The organism is Dietzia sp. NPDC055343 (assembly GCF_053645265.1).
Genome location: NZ_JBSHMJ010000057.1, coordinates 1 through 12,627, shown reverse-complemented (window position 1 = coordinate 12,627; position 12,627 = coordinate 1). Strand labels below are relative to the sequence as shown.

Annotated in this window: 13 protein-coding genes; 6 read left to right on the top strand and 7 right to left on the bottom strand. The window is 64.8% G+C overall.

Annotation, left to right across the window (positions count from 1 at the left end; all coding sequences use genetic code 11):
* A partial coding sequence (locus ACWIE7_RS17435; protein ID WP_454070090.1) for a helix-turn-helix domain-containing protein occupies nucleotides 1–134 on the bottom strand: 134 nt, incomplete at its 3' end.
* Nucleotides 135–358: 224 nt separating this feature from the next.
* On the opposite strand from ACWIE7_RS17435, the gene ACWIE7_RS17430 reads away from it, so the two are divergent.
* Complete coding sequence (locus tag ACWIE7_RS17430) at nucleotides 359–622, top strand: hypothetical protein (RefSeq protein ID WP_230931465.1); 264 nt, start codon at nucleotides 359–361, stop codon at nucleotides 620–622.
* A gap of 86 nt (nucleotides 623–708) precedes the next feature.
* On the opposite strand, the gene mobF is transcribed toward ACWIE7_RS17430, so the two are convergent.
* Nucleotides 709–4,317, bottom strand: coding sequence for a MobF family relaxase (gene mobF / locus ACWIE7_RS17425; protein ID WP_230931480.1), 3,609 nt, complete (start codon nucleotides 4,315–4,317; stop codon nucleotides 709–711).
* Between the two features lie 315 nt (nucleotides 4,318–4,632).
* On the opposite strand from mobF, the gene ACWIE7_RS17420 reads away from it, so the two are divergent.
* Together ACWIE7_RS17420 and ACWIE7_RS17415 are read left to right on the top strand one after the other, a co-directional pair.
* Nucleotides 4,633–4,941: a hypothetical protein gene (locus ACWIE7_RS17420; protein ID WP_454070089.1), complete on the top strand. Its 309-nt coding sequence runs from the start codon at nucleotides 4,633–4,635 to the stop codon at nucleotides 4,939–4,941.
* Nucleotides 4,925–5,497, top strand: a complete 573-nt coding sequence (locus ACWIE7_RS17415) for a hypothetical protein (RefSeq protein WP_454070088.1) — start codon at nucleotides 4,925–4,927, stop codon at nucleotides 5,495–5,497. Before ACWIE7_RS17420 ends, ACWIE7_RS17415 begins: the two co-directional genes overlap by 17 nt.
* 78 nt (nucleotides 5,498–5,575) lie before the next feature.
* On the opposite strand, the gene ACWIE7_RS17410 is transcribed toward ACWIE7_RS17415, so the two are convergent.
* On the bottom strand, nucleotides 5,576–5,899 hold the full coding sequence (locus ACWIE7_RS17410; protein ID WP_454070087.1) for a hypothetical protein: 324 nt from the start codon (nucleotides 5,897–5,899) through the stop codon (nucleotides 5,576–5,578).
* 141 nt (nucleotides 5,900–6,040) lie between these two features.
* A complete protein-coding gene (locus ACWIE7_RS17405) occupies nucleotides 6,041–6,601 on the bottom strand; it encodes a DNA-binding protein (RefSeq protein WP_454070086.1) in 561 nt (186 codons plus the stop codon).
* A gap of 220 nt (nucleotides 6,602–6,821) precedes the next feature.
* On the opposite strand from ACWIE7_RS17405, the gene ACWIE7_RS17400 reads away from it, so the two are divergent.
* The gene (locus tag ACWIE7_RS17400) at nucleotides 6,822–7,103 is read left to right on the top strand and encodes a hypothetical protein (protein WP_131886304.1); all 282 of its coding nucleotides are present in this window, start codon (nucleotides 6,822–6,824) and stop codon (nucleotides 7,101–7,103) included.
* Nucleotides 7,104–7,204: 101 nt separating this feature from the next.
* The gene (locus ACWIE7_RS17395) at nucleotides 7,205–8,251 is read left to right on the top strand and encodes a PDDEXK nuclease domain-containing protein (protein WP_209912086.1); all 1,047 of its coding nucleotides are present in this window, start codon (nucleotides 7,205–7,207) and stop codon (nucleotides 8,249–8,251) included.
* A 108-nt stretch (nucleotides 8,252–8,359) separates the two neighbouring features.
* On the opposite strand, the gene ACWIE7_RS17390 is transcribed toward ACWIE7_RS17395, so the two are convergent.
* Complete coding sequence (locus ACWIE7_RS17390) at nucleotides 8,360–8,572, bottom strand: hypothetical protein (protein ID WP_378002120.1); 213 nt, start codon at nucleotides 8,570–8,572, stop codon at nucleotides 8,360–8,362.
* Between the two features lie 528 nt (nucleotides 8,573–9,100).
* Here ACWIE7_RS17390 and ACWIE7_RS17385 point away from each other — a divergent pair.
* The gene (locus ACWIE7_RS17385) at nucleotides 9,101–9,946 is read left to right on the top strand and encodes a hypothetical protein (RefSeq protein WP_454070085.1); all 846 of its coding nucleotides are present in this window, start codon (nucleotides 9,101–9,103) and stop codon (nucleotides 9,944–9,946) included.
* 175 nt (nucleotides 9,947–10,121) lie between these two features.
* Here ACWIE7_RS17385 and erm read toward each other — a convergent pair whose 3' ends face one another.
* Nucleotides 10,122–10,883, bottom strand: a complete 762-nt coding sequence (gene erm, locus ACWIE7_RS17380) for a 23S ribosomal RNA methyltransferase Erm (RefSeq protein ID WP_454070084.1) — start codon at nucleotides 10,881–10,883, stop codon at nucleotides 10,122–10,124.
* 622 nt (nucleotides 10,884–11,505) lie between these two features.
* Nucleotides 11,506–12,627 (bottom strand): DUF4232 domain-containing protein (locus tag ACWIE7_RS17375; RefSeq protein WP_454070083.1); only part of this gene is annotated, 1,122 nt, incomplete at its 5' end.

Genomic DNA, 12,627 nt, shown 5'->3' with positions numbered 1-12,627 from the left:
CGTTCGACCGAGCCAACGTAGGTGCGGTGTAGACCGCACGCTTCCGCCAACGCCTCTTGTGACAGTCCGGTACCTGCGCGTGCGGTGCGGACACGAGTGCCGAACTGGGTGAGCAGGTCGGCATCGCAAAGCATGCCTTCACAGTCACCCGATGAACACTATCGGTCTACAGACTATAAGTAGCATCGAAGGGGAGTGATTACGATAACCACCGATAAGGGAGCACATGCCTAAATCGAAAGGCAGAAAGACCAAGAACACTCGGTCCCGAAACCGGGTGGACCCCCGAGCGTCAACAACGTCGACGGTGGCGCCATCTCAGGCGCTGTACCTGCCGTTGCCATACCCTGCCTGGCAGATGTCCGAGGTCGTGGCGACGATCCAAAAGGTGGTGCCGTCCCTGACTGAGGAGGTGCTGCTGCAGATGCTGCTATCGCACCCGCTGCATCTGCGTGATGTTGACGGAGCCGCGCACTCGATCACGCCGCTCGATCTCGTTGGCGATGACCAAGCCAGTGCTAGCGAAGTGCTGGCGTCCCTGAAGGTGCTGCACGAGCTGGGAATGTTGACCTGGGACGCCACCTCGCGCACCCATCAGCTCGCCGAACCTGGCCACTCCTAACCCTCAACGAGAGGCTCGCGCCGTCACGAGAGGCTGGTCCAGCCCCTTGGTGGGAGCGCAGCAGTGCCCTGCCGACCTGCAACCTTCTACAGTTCTGGCCCCTGTGTCGGTTCCTCAACCGGCCCCGGGGTCTCGTAGTGCCCGAACTCGGCCGTATCAGGTGAACGGGAGGGGGAGAAAGCGTCTGCGGCGAACGGGTCGGAGACATCGAATGGGTCCGGCCCGCCGAAAGGGTCCGTAGCGGAGGCAAACACGTTCCCGCGGTGGCTGAGGTAGGACGCGAGGAAGTCGTCAACGTCCGTGGTGGCAGGAGCGTCGACCGGCGCGGTGGTGAGCGTGTGGCGAGTGTCGGTCAGCCACTTGGCCAGTTCGGGGTCACCGGTGGTGGTTTCTGGCGGGGGAGTGGGCAGTTCGAGCTTCTGACCGGCCTCGCGGGTCACGTGTCGTATCCGGTGGGCGATGACTGCGCCAGCGGATTTCGCGGTGTCGAGGGTGTCGGTGGCCTCGGACCACATTTCTCGGGGGTCCAGACCTGCCAGTGCCGCTTCGGTCCAGGCGTGCGCAATCTCGGTGCGCAGCTCGGGGTCAGCATCAATCTGGTGGGCGTAGGCACGAGGGAGGGTGTCGATGTACTCGGGCAGGGTGGCTGCGGTGAAGGCGGTGGCGGCAAGGTCTGCGCCGTGGCGGTACAGCGCTTCCAGGCGCTGCGGGTCGGTGGCGTCGGTGTATTCCTGCCGCAGGGTTTCTACCGCTGAGGTGTGCCGGGTGTCGCGGGCCAGAACGGAGGACAGCACCTCGAGTGCGGTGGGTGCGGGACTATCGCCGGCCGAGTGCATGTGCCCATCCTCGGCAGCCAGATCCAGGTCAGGCTCGCACACAGCGTAGACGCGGTTCTCTTTCTTGCCTCGGGTCATGGCGACGTACAGGCCGGCCCGATCGACAGCGGAGTCAATGACAGCGTGAGTGGTGTCGACGGTCGCGCCTTGGGAGCGGTGGATGGTGGACGCGTACCCCAGGTGGATGCTGTCTTTGGCGTACTTCGAGGGGATCAGCATGTTCTGCCCGTTATTGATGTCCCGCACCGCCAGCGACCCGTCGTCGGCAAGGCCAGTCACGGTGAACAGCTGACCGTTGATGACCCTGCCCAGGTACTTGCAGTCGTCGGTGTAGAGCTTGGAGTTCTTGCGGGCGAGCACAGTGTCTCCCACTCCCACGGTGTCCCCGCGGGAGACGGTCGTGGTGCGCACGTCATCGACCAGACCCTCTGCCACTCGGCCTGCCCGGATGACTTCGTTGAGGGTGTCGACGTCCTCATTGCGGGAGGCGATGATCAGCGACTTGCGGCCTGCCTCACGGTCGGCGATGTAGGCCTGCACTGCATCGGTGAGCATGGACTCGCGGTGCCCACCGGTCACCCAGCCGCGATCTTCGTATAGCTGGAGGGCATCGGTGTTGCCGACCCGAACGCCCAGTGTTGCCTGCGCTTGCTCGGTGTCTGCGCCCATGCGCATCACTTGCTCGAGTTCCACGGTTCCAGGGGTGCGGCACACGTCGGCAAACACTCCACCGGAGTTCACTGCCGACAGCTGGTACGGGTCACCGATGAGGCGAACAACGGCCCCGGCCTCACGAGCGATTTCGGTCAGCGCGGCGAGGTTCTCGGTGCTGGCCATGCCGGCTTCATCGACCAGGAGCATGTCGCCGGGGTTGATCTGAACTGGCAGTGCCGACAGGGTTTTACCGGGCTCGGTCGGGTGGAGTCCGCGCCAGGTGAACGTCAGTGAGTCGATGGTGTGCGCGGGGGCGTCGATGTCTTCGGACAAGACGCTCGCGGCAGCAGCTGAGGGGGCCAGACCGATGACGTTTCGGCCAGTGGCCTGCCAGGTTCTCGCGACGATGGTCATGGAGGCGGTCTTGCCGGTGCCGGCCGGTCCCACCCCGGCGGCGACCAGTGTTCCTGCGCTCACCAGGTGCTGCGCGAGGGCGTGCTGGCCGGCGTTCAAGCTCCACCCCGACGCGGCTTCATGGGCCTTCTCGGCGGCGGCGAGGTCTGCCTCGGTCGCGAACACTGTGACCGGGTTTCGTGCCCCGTCCAGCACAGTTGTTTCGGCGTCCAGGACGGCGTGGGTGGTGAACTTCTCGGAGTTCGCGGGACGGTCGATTCCTCTGCCACTTGTGGCCGTCAGCGTGGTTGGAAGGGTAAGCGGCTCCGGTGGTGTCAGGGGTACAGCAATGGCTGTCATCGCATGGTCTAGCACCGCCGTGTGGGCGGCAGCCAGCTCGTCGGACGTAGTGAACCGGTAGCCCTTGAGCGCGGTCGATACGGCGGTGTCGACGTGAGAGGCCCGGAAGTGTGCGCGCGTCTGGGTGACCTGGCCGATGGCCTGTTCGGCGACGAGCTGGACGTGTTCGTCTGCGACGAACACCGGGCGCTGGGTCTCGGGATCATTGACTGTCACTGCCGCAATCATCTGCTCGATGGCCTCGGCTCCGACGCGCTGCTCGGCGCTCTGCCGCCATGCCGTGCGGTGAGCATCCAGGGACTGTGCGGGCTTCTTCCCGTCGCGGGTGTCGAGGATGGCTTTCTGCCACAACGCATACGCCGCCCGCTGTGAGGGCTGCCGGCTGTACTTGGCGACATAGTCGTCCACCAGCTGGTTGAAAACCGGGCGTGCCAGGGTGCGCCGGGAGGAAAACATCTCGATCAAACGTCGGTCGATTCCGGCGATCTCCCAGATCGGAGCCTTGTCCGGGTGCGGGTAGTTCGCGGTGAACTCCAGGCCCATCTGCCGGGTCATTTTGTCGTGCAGAATCGCGTCATACCGGGCCGATATCGTCTGCTTCATCTGGAAGATCGAACGCCCGTCCAGGGACAGCCAGCGCCCGTCCGGACCCTGGACCTTGTTGGAGATCAGCACGTGCGAGTGCAGGTCCGGGTCGCCACCACGAGTGTCGAAGTGGGTGAACTCGGAGGCGAGGATTCCACGAGTTGTGACCTGCTCGATCCCGTTCGTCCCAACCCGTGTGTAGATCGCGTTCTCCTCCGCCCACGCCAGTGCTTCGGCCACAGCTTCGTGGTGCAACGCGGCGATCTTCGACGATGTTTGCTCGTCCGCGAGTGCCCACAGAACGCTGACACTTTTCACTGGGGAGAACGTGAAATCAAACCCAGCGACGGCTTGCTGAACCTGATTGCGCTCCCGGTTCACCCACGCAATGACGTCTTTTCCCGAGGCGTGCTCGTAGCCGAACTTGGCGGTGTAGAACGGGCGACCGACCTGCTCGGCAATCTCGCCACGCTCGAGGGTGGTGGGGCGTCGGAGCTCGGCCTTCTGGAAGTCCCGCTCCGCGGCGGCGATAGCCTCCAGGACGTCGACACCACCGGAGTAGACGCGGAACGCTCGGCCCAGTTTGCAGTCCTTCAGCGGTGTTCCGGCGAGCATCTTGGCGTCGGTGTCCGGGTGCAGACCTTCGCCATACAGAGCGGCCATCTGAGCTTCGGTGACGACCGCCCCGGCGGTGGCTGACTCCGAGTCCAGGCCTTCTAGACCGGAGCCGATCCAGCGTCCTGGTGGGGTGCCCTTGGCGGCGTAGTAGTCCGACAGTGACTGCCCCTGGGGGTCGGCGTCGTGGGTAGCCACCGAGCGCAGCAGGTACTGGTATCCAGTACCCGCGTGTACCGCCCGAAGACTCATCACACACGTCATCGTAAGCGCCCAAGGTCGGCGCGTCTACGCGCCGCAGTGCGCAGCGCTGTGACCAGCAGTTTCCCAGTGTCATTCACAATGCACCCTGTGTGTGGCAGTTTGTGACGAGCGACAGCGAGGATGAAATAGCGCGGTACGTGCTGGGCGTGGAGCGGCGATCGGGGACCAGGACGGGGAGACGATGACGGCAGCATGGTGGGTGGGCATTGCGGCACGATGGGTGGGGCAATAGGGTCGGGTGCCATGGCGGCTACCAAGACTGATTCACGTTCACAAACCGCACGCGCGAGGGCTCGTCAGGCGATGGCCGACGAGCTGGAGCGGGCACGCAGGCGTGAGGCCAAGTTGGTCGCGGTGTTCTCGGCGATCGATGCCCGCGATGACGCGCAGATCGCCCTCGGCGACGCGCTGGTCGAGCTTCGGGACCTGGGTGTGGTGCAGGCTGACCTGGCGGAGATGACCGGCCTGTCTGCCCGCGAGGTCGGGGCGGCGATCCGCGCCGCCAAGGACAACGACACCGCTACCGCTGACGCGGCCACGGATGGGGCCGACAGTGACACCACGGCGGCCGGCCAGACACCCGCGGACACTAACGGTGAGCAGCAGCCCTGAGCCTTCCTCGGGCCGGTGGTTCGAGGACATCCCGCTGCCGGGAATGGACGCCCGTCCCCGGCCCCGGCCTGCCGTGAGGCGGTCCAGGCCGTACGACTCGACACTGCCTCCGACCGAGGCGGCGATTGCCGCGTTTGGCTCCCGTGTCGTGCGCGCCCCGGGCAATGGGTGTCACATCTGGACCGGCGCCATCTCCGACGGGTACGGACGGATCACCTGGCGACAAGGCGGCGTCAGCAGAACCGAGTACGCGCACCGCTTCGCGCTCCTAGTCGCCGGCCAACTGACCGCCGAGGCGATCGGGGAGCACCGCTGCAACGAACCCTTGTGCGTGCGCGTAGACCCCGGCCATCTCATCGCCTCAACCCAATCGGCGAACCTGCTCTACGCGGTCGCCTGCGGACGCACCGGCATCATCCGCAACACCACCGAACGCCACGACCGGCACGCCCGCTCCCTCGCCGTCCGCGACGCGGTCGCCGGCGGCTGGAACCCCAAGGCCTACGCCCAAGCTTGCGGCAACACCGCACCACTAGACGAGCCCCCACTGTTCTAGAATCGGACACCACACACCAACAGCAATGGCCCCACCACTTCGATGGGGCCATTGCTGTATCGGTCGGGGTGGGAAGTGTCAGCGGGCTTCCGCGATGCGTCTTTGGCGGCGCAACTGCCAGTAACGCGGAATCGCCCACCGCAACGGCGTCTTGTCGATCACCACACGTGCCAGACGCGACCGGTAATGCACGTCATTGCGGACCGCGAACGACCAGTGCCCGACAAACCACGCCACCATCCCCAACGCCATCACCGTCGGCGCCCAGGAGCTCGACTGCACCACCCCACAGAAGCCGATCACGGCGCAGATGCCTCCGATGCCGCGTGCCAGCGGCGGCACCAGAAGCGAGGCCGCCGCGACCACCGCCACGGCCTGTACCGCGGTCTGCACGTCCCACATGACACCCCTCCCGTGTTGGCGTTCGTCCCGTTACGGCCCGACCGCACCTGACGGAAGTCCGGGCCACTTGGTCATTGCCTGTCCTGCTTTGTCAGTGTGCTCGCCCGGTCCGACACGACAAGGCCATCACGGTGCGGATCGCTACTTGTCCTCGTCGGCCTGCCCGGAGGAACGAAACGCGTCCAGGAGTTCACGCAAGGTGTCCGAGGTGGCCTCGGCGCGCACCCGGGCGCGGTCGGCCTCCTCGGCCTGGACGCGCGCCTGCTCTGCCTCACGCTGCATCGTCTCGAGTTGCTGGCGAACCTGGGCCAGCTCGGTGCGCAGCTGCTCGGCGTTCCGGACCGCCGCCTCTCTGGCCGCGTCGGCGTCTGCTCGTTGCGCCGTGGCGGACTCCGCCGCAGCGAGGGCATCGGCCTCGCCGGCGCGTGCGGCATCGAGCGCCACCGCGGTGGCCTCGTCTGCCTGCTCGGCGGCGCGCTTCCACGCCGCCGCCCACACCGAGGCCACCATCGCCGACATCGGCTCAGACAAGTCCGGGGCCTCCGGCACCTCGCCGGCTGCGCCCGTGGCGTGCTCGCGCATCCACGCCGCCACCTCGCCGATCCGCACCCCCGCCTGTTTCTGCACCGCCCGCACGGTGACCTTGTCCCCCCGCGCGACGAGCACCCCATAGGCGTGAGCGATCTTCTCCGACGTCGACATGGCAGCCCTTCCAGATTCAGCGTCCGGTAACCGGTAATCGGTAACGTGTTTTGTTTCCTACGTTACCCATTCTAGGTGACGCCCGCGCCCATGTCGAGGATCGAGCGCTGACCGCTGCTAAGGCGCCCGGCGTCCGGCGGCGAGCACACCGGCGGCGACATGAGCCGGGTGGACAATTCCACGTACCAACGACTGAACGGAGAAGATTGTGGATGCAACAATGCTCGCGCTCACTCTGAGCGTGTGCGCGTACTGCGCGATCGCGGTGACCGTGATGGTCGCCGTGCCCGCCGGTCGCGGACATCACATTGGCCGGCCGGGGCAGTTTGTCGGCATCGCGTCCGGCGTGACAGGCCTGGGACTGTCCGGAGTCGCCGTCCTGGCGTCGTCGGCGGTCCTGCCCATGGTCGCCGGAGGCGCCATCGGCGCCGGCCTCATCGGAGCTGGTCTCGGCTTGGCCCTGAGTGAGGCGGTGAAGGCTCTTCCCGCCGGCAGGGATTGAACTTTGAGGGCCCGGCCCCGGCGAGTCGCCATTGACGGGCCTGGCACATCTGCAGCCGGTTGCTATCCAGCGTGCCGGGGTAAACCTGTCAGGATGGACGGGTGACCTCCCGGGACCTGGACCTGCCATCCAACTATGGGCGCCTCGTCGAGGATCTCAAGGACAGGGTCCGACGAGCACAGGTCACCGCGCAGCGAAGGGTCAACACCCAGCTGATCGAGCTGTACTGGTCCATCGGACAGGCTGTGCGCGAGGAGAGCGCCCGGCAGGGGTGGGGTAGCGGTGTGATTCGCAGGCTCGCCGAGGATCTTCGGGCCGAGTTCCCCCAGATGAAGGGCTTTTCTGCCCGAAACCTGCAGTACATGGCGACCTTCGCCGGCGCCTGGCCCGCCGGGCCAATCGCGCAACAGCCTGTTGCGTACTTGCCCTGGGGGCACGTGACTGTCCTGCTGGACAAGCTCAGCGCTCAGGACGATCGAGACAAGTACGCAGCCGCGGCCGTCGAGCACGGCTGGTCGCGCAACGTGCTGGCCAACATGATCGCCAGCAGCGCCCTCGAACGCCGCGGGGCGGCTCCGTCGAATTTTGCGCAACAGCTTGTTGCGCAAGATTCCGAGCTTGCCCAGCAGATCGCCAAGGACCCGCTGATCCTTGATTTTCTGGACCTGTCCGGCGAGGTCGCCGAGCGTGAGCTCGAGGAGTCCCTGACCGACCGGATCGTCGATACGCTGCGCGAGCTCGGCCCGGGATTCGCTTTCGTGGGAAGACAAGTGCACTTCGACGTCGGGGGCGAGGACTTCTACGCTGACCTACTGTTCTTCCACGTCGAGCAATTGCGGTACGTCGTCATTGAGCTCAAGACCGGCAAGTTCAAGCCAGAACACGCCGGGCAGCTGCAGTTCTACGTCGCCCTGGTCGAGGATCGCCTGCGCCGCGCCTCGCATGCCCCGACTGTCGGGATCCTGGTCTGCGGCAGCCGCAATGATCGTGTCGTCCGCTACGCACTGAACCAAGCCGGCGCACCCCTGGCCGTCTCAACCTTCAGCTATGAGGCCCTACCCGCCGCAGAGCAAGAGGCACTACCCAGTGAAGACGACCTCACCGCAGCCCTGGCCCAAATCACCGAGAACGACCAAGACCACTCGTAAACAACGCTGGAACACACCGTAGCCCCAAAACAGGGCCCGACCAGCCATTACGTTAACGCCGATAACTTACCTTATGTAAAGAAGAGCGCGTCAAGGCCCTTGAGCTGGCTAGTCATCAAGCGACTCGAGTAGGTCAATCAACTCTTCGATGCTGAACTTAATACCATTTCCTTCGCGGGTCTTACCCTTCATCCACTCGCCGGTTGCTTGGCCTATCCGGAGATCTCCACGATGGTTGCCCTGATTGTCGGCGATAGCAAGGCTGATGCCCTTATTCTTCAGTTCGATGGTGACGCCACTGAGGTCGGCTCTTATCTGCATCCCGTCATCATTGACTAATTGCCATGGCGCGCGCCACCGGCCCCCGGTTCCTACTGAACGCCGGCGGGACTGCCCCCAGATGTAGCTGACGGGAAATTTGGGGGGCAGCCGGTTCCACCCGGCTGCCCCCACGCCCCTGCTGGCGATGATCGACCTGGTGGGCCGACCTCAGACCAGCGTTTCCAGCCACCGTCTAACGCTGGCGGGACAGGAACGCCCTAGTTTTCCTCACCCTCGCGGCTGACTGGCTGCCAGCCGGTTAGCTGATTACTCACTGTTCGACTCCTGGCATGGACACTACCGGTCGCCCGCACCAGTCGCCACCCTCTGACCAGGATAAATTCTGGCTGCCGCCGCTGACCCCGGGGCTAGTTGGCTTGACGGTGGTACGGTTGCTGATGGAACGCACCCCGCCTCCTAGAGGAGACAGTCACCGCTTGAGCAAAGAAGGAATTAGGACTACTGAGTACCGTCAGACACCCTGTACGAACCGACTCGTCCGCGAGCGTTAAAGCCGCGAGCGGAGGCGTGTCCGAGCGCTCGTTGGAAGCTGCTCAAGACCTCGCCTCTTCGGCCGCGCGAAGAACAGACATTCCAATCCGGGTCGGCTTTGTGGAACGCATCAACGCCGACGCGCCCCCCGAGAGTCGTGACGCCGCAGCACCCCTCGCGCAACTGGTGGCCTCCGGTGGCCGGGGTGGAGCCGTGGCAATCAAGTTGTTCCTGGCAATTGTGTGGCGGTGCTCCGCAGCCCCATTCACCACCGATATTTCGGCCCGCACGTGGGCCAAGCTTCTTGATCTGCCAGATCCGGCCCACCGTGGTGCTCGGCGCGTCACCGACGCCCTTCGAACGCTCGAGCGGCATCACTTGATCCAACTCGAGCGCAGGCACGGGGAGCCGTCGATCATTCATCTGCTCGACGAGCACGGGCTTGGCGCACCGTACACGTTGCCGTCGACAGCGAGCGTTAACGCCCCAGCAGCCGAGAAGGACCAGCACCTCTACTTCAAAATCCCAACGGCACTTTGGACGAATGGGCAAATCCAACCCATGTCCGCGCCGGCTCTGGCGATGCTGCTTGTGTGCCTAGCGAGCGAGCGGGGGCAGTACGGCAAATCGCAATGGTGGTCCACGGAGGGATTTCCGAATCGCTACGGACTTTCCCCGGCAACACGGTCGCGCGGTACACGAGAGCTTGTCGAGCGAAGGCTCCTCATCGTCAACAAGGAGCTCATCTCCAACGCCGGAAGCTCAGGCTTCGGACGCGAGAAGGTCCGAAACCGATACTCACTTGTCAACGAGACGCTTGGCCGCAAATCACCCGCAACTCCCGGCACCCCGCCGCCTCCTCCGCGGCCATCTTCACGCTGACGGCTGTCTTCAACCGGTCGAACGTGCATCTGACATGTGTCGCAGTAGATGATCCTCCATTACGACGCAGCTAGAGGGGCATGATCAGAAGGCTCCGAGCCAGTCCGGTCGTCCCGTAGATATGTCGCGCCAGCAAGTTGCGTTGAGCAAGATCATTCGCGACAGAGGACTGAAGTCATCGGCACAGGTCGCCCCAAAGTGCTGCCCATTGCTCGGGGCGAAGATCACGTGGAAGGGCTCGCGAGTTGATTTCTGCTTTCCTCAGCGCGTCTCGGATGTGGTTGCGCGGCGCTTGTGTGGCCTGCTGCACGATGCGCTCAAGGCTTCCGCCGCGGCCGGTGAATATCGCGCGCACGAACCGCTCGTACGCTTGTCGTTTCACAACGGGAACCAATGGAGTGGGGCGGCGGATGATGTGGATAATGCCGCCGTCCACGCCTGGCCTCGGATGGAAGGCCGTGGATGGCACGCGTCCGTGCAAGGCGAAAGTGAACCAGGGTGCGGTCTGAGCAGTCAGCAATGTGGAGCCCCCGACGCCGGCACGTCTGCGGGCCACTTCCCATTGGGTGAGCAGCACAGCCTGCTGCCACGTCCCGGTGGTGAGCAGCCGGCGCAGGATCGGCGTCGTGATGTGGAACGGAACGTTTCCAACGATTACCGGGGTGGTGAGCGGGTAAGCGAGGACGTCGGCCTGTTTGACCGCCACACCGGGCATGCGCTGGCGCAGCTTAGCGACCCGGTGCTCGTCGATGTCGATCGCGGTAAGCGGCCTCTGAAGGCGTGCCAGGTGCCGAGTAAGTGCGCCACTGCCGGAACCGATTTCAAGAATCGGCCCCTGCGTAGCTGCGACGATTGCGGCAATCTTTTCGAGGGTGGGGCCATGAACGAGAAAGTTCTGGCCAAGTTCGTGTCGGCCGCCATGGGTTGAACGGGGCATGATCGCGCTCCAAGAATTGTAGTCGATTTAGAACGGTCCTGGTACTCGGTCATCGATGTTATTAACCGTCGGTGGGATGACGCGGTCCGACAGTTGCATGCCGGATCGCTGCCTGCTCCACGAATGGGCTTCAGCGAAGCGCGCCGTCAGGCGACGCGCTAAAGCGTTCAGCGAAGCGCGCCGTCAGGCGCGGCGGTCGCGAACAGCAAGCGAGTACGCCGCAGCGAACCCGCAAATCAAATTGCCCATGAACGAGAACATAGCAGCATCCGTCGGCGAGTCCACGGTCGGCGCCAAACGGACAACACGACCGGCCTTGCCGTCTCTTCTACCTACAGTTTTGCGAGACAGACGTCCCCGCGCCGGACTCCGGTCGGTGCACCTCGCTCAGTTATCGCAGATGCGTCAAATTCGGAAGAGGGAATTGACCACCGCAAATTCAACCAGTCCTGTCAGTGCCTCTGTTAACGGAGGATGTGGCTTTCGTGGCGGTGCTGTAGCGAGACCACGCAATCACCACGCTGGCCCGCAGTTGCTCGGCGGCTTGGGGGAGGTTCAGGGTCGAACTGCAAGGTCGGATCCCAGTGGATGGTCGAACGGCTGGCCTGCTCGATGATGGGTGTCATTGGGCCGGAGTCCATGGACCTGTTTCAATTTCGGCCGCAGCGACCACGTCGAACGGGGCGGGCCCGATGCTGCTACCCTCGTCGGTTTCGATCCGCGCTGGGATGGGGTCGGCGCCGTCGAACAAGATAACTTCGACGCGTTGTGGGGTCGTGGGGTCGGCCGCATCGCGGTAGCCACGCCAGAACACAATTGCTTCTGCCCGCTCTTCTGGCATGAGCCCGAGGCCATGTGCCGGGGGCGTAACCGGAAGCCGGTACGCCTCAAGTGAGCGGTGACGAATGTTGAGATCCTGTCCGCCTTGGGTGATATGGAGTGATGGGTGGCCGCGCAGCGCGCACGCGCTTTGCCCGACGTTGTGCGCTACGAGCGTGGCTGCCGAGTCGCCGCTGGCAAACTCCCAGCCGGTGAGGGCGACGGTGATGGTGGCGGGACCGCATGGGGGGAGCCCGGCCGTGGGCAGGGACGGTACCGGTTGTTCTTGCGACCCGGGCGCGGGGAGGGGCTGCGGATCGGGCGTGTTCTCGGGTATCGCCTCCGGGGCAGGGCCCGTGCGGGCCACAGCATCGGCCGGTGGGGCCGGGACGGGTGTGGCAGCGTAAGCCGCAGCCACGCCGATCGCGAGGAGGCCGGCTGCCAACACGGCGCACCAACGCGCCCGGTGAGGCGTGCCGGCGGCGGTCTTTACCTGCTCATCTCTACTGATGGCAGCTGCGTGGGACCTGGAGAGGAACAGGTACACCGTCATGGCGCCGGCGATGTTGCCCGCGAAGATAGCCACTATGGCTCCCACGAAGAAAAGGGATGGCCACAGCAGTGCAGTTGCTAGTGCTCCGGTGATCAATACGGTGGCGACCACGAGGGCGGCTGCGAACCACGCGTGGCGCTGCCTGCCTGTGCTCAGGCTCAGGGACCACCAGATCAGGACTGCGGCGACGACGGCGCACCATGCCGCGGCTGCCAGCGCTCCGACGAGGGTTCCGCGCGAGGCCACGAACATCGCCAGCGCCGTGACGGGGCCTAGGTGTGATGTCCAGGGACGTTGTTCTGGCCCCCGCCCGTAATGACACCGTGCCGATTCAAGAAGTATCTGTCCAGACCGCTTGCCATTGAAGGCATG

Excerpts from the sequence above, each read along its gene's own strand:
- ACWIE7_RS17420 (WP_454070089.1), top strand. The coding sequence starts at position 4,633 with ATGGCCGACGAGCTGGAGCGGGCACGCAGGCGTGAGGCCAAGTTGGTC.
- mobF (WP_230931480.1), bottom strand. The coding sequence starts at position 4,317 with ATGAGTCTTCGGGCGGTACACGCGGGTACTGGATACCAGTACCTGCTG.
- ACWIE7_RS17405 (WP_454070086.1), bottom strand. The coding sequence starts at position 6,601 with ATGTCGACGTCGGAGAAGATCGCTCACGCCTATGGGGTGCTCGTCGCG.
- erm (WP_454070084.1), bottom strand. The coding sequence starts at position 10,883 with ATGCCCCGTTCAACCCATGGCGGCCGACACGAACTTGGCCAGAACTTT.
- ACWIE7_RS17410 (WP_454070087.1), bottom strand. The coding sequence starts at position 5,899 with ATGTGGGACGTGCAGACCGCGGTACAGGCCGTGGCGGTGGTCGCGGCG.
- ACWIE7_RS17430 (WP_230931465.1), top strand. The coding sequence starts at position 359 with ATGTCCGAGGTCGTGGCGACGATCCAAAAGGTGGTGCCGTCCCTGACT.
- ACWIE7_RS17390 (WP_378002120.1), bottom strand. The coding sequence starts at position 8,572 with ATGCAGATAAGAGCCGACCTCAGTGGCGTCACCATCGAACTGAAGAAT.
- ACWIE7_RS17400 (WP_131886304.1), top strand. The coding sequence starts at position 6,822 with ATGCTCGCGCTCACTCTGAGCGTGTGCGCGTACTGCGCGATCGCGGTG.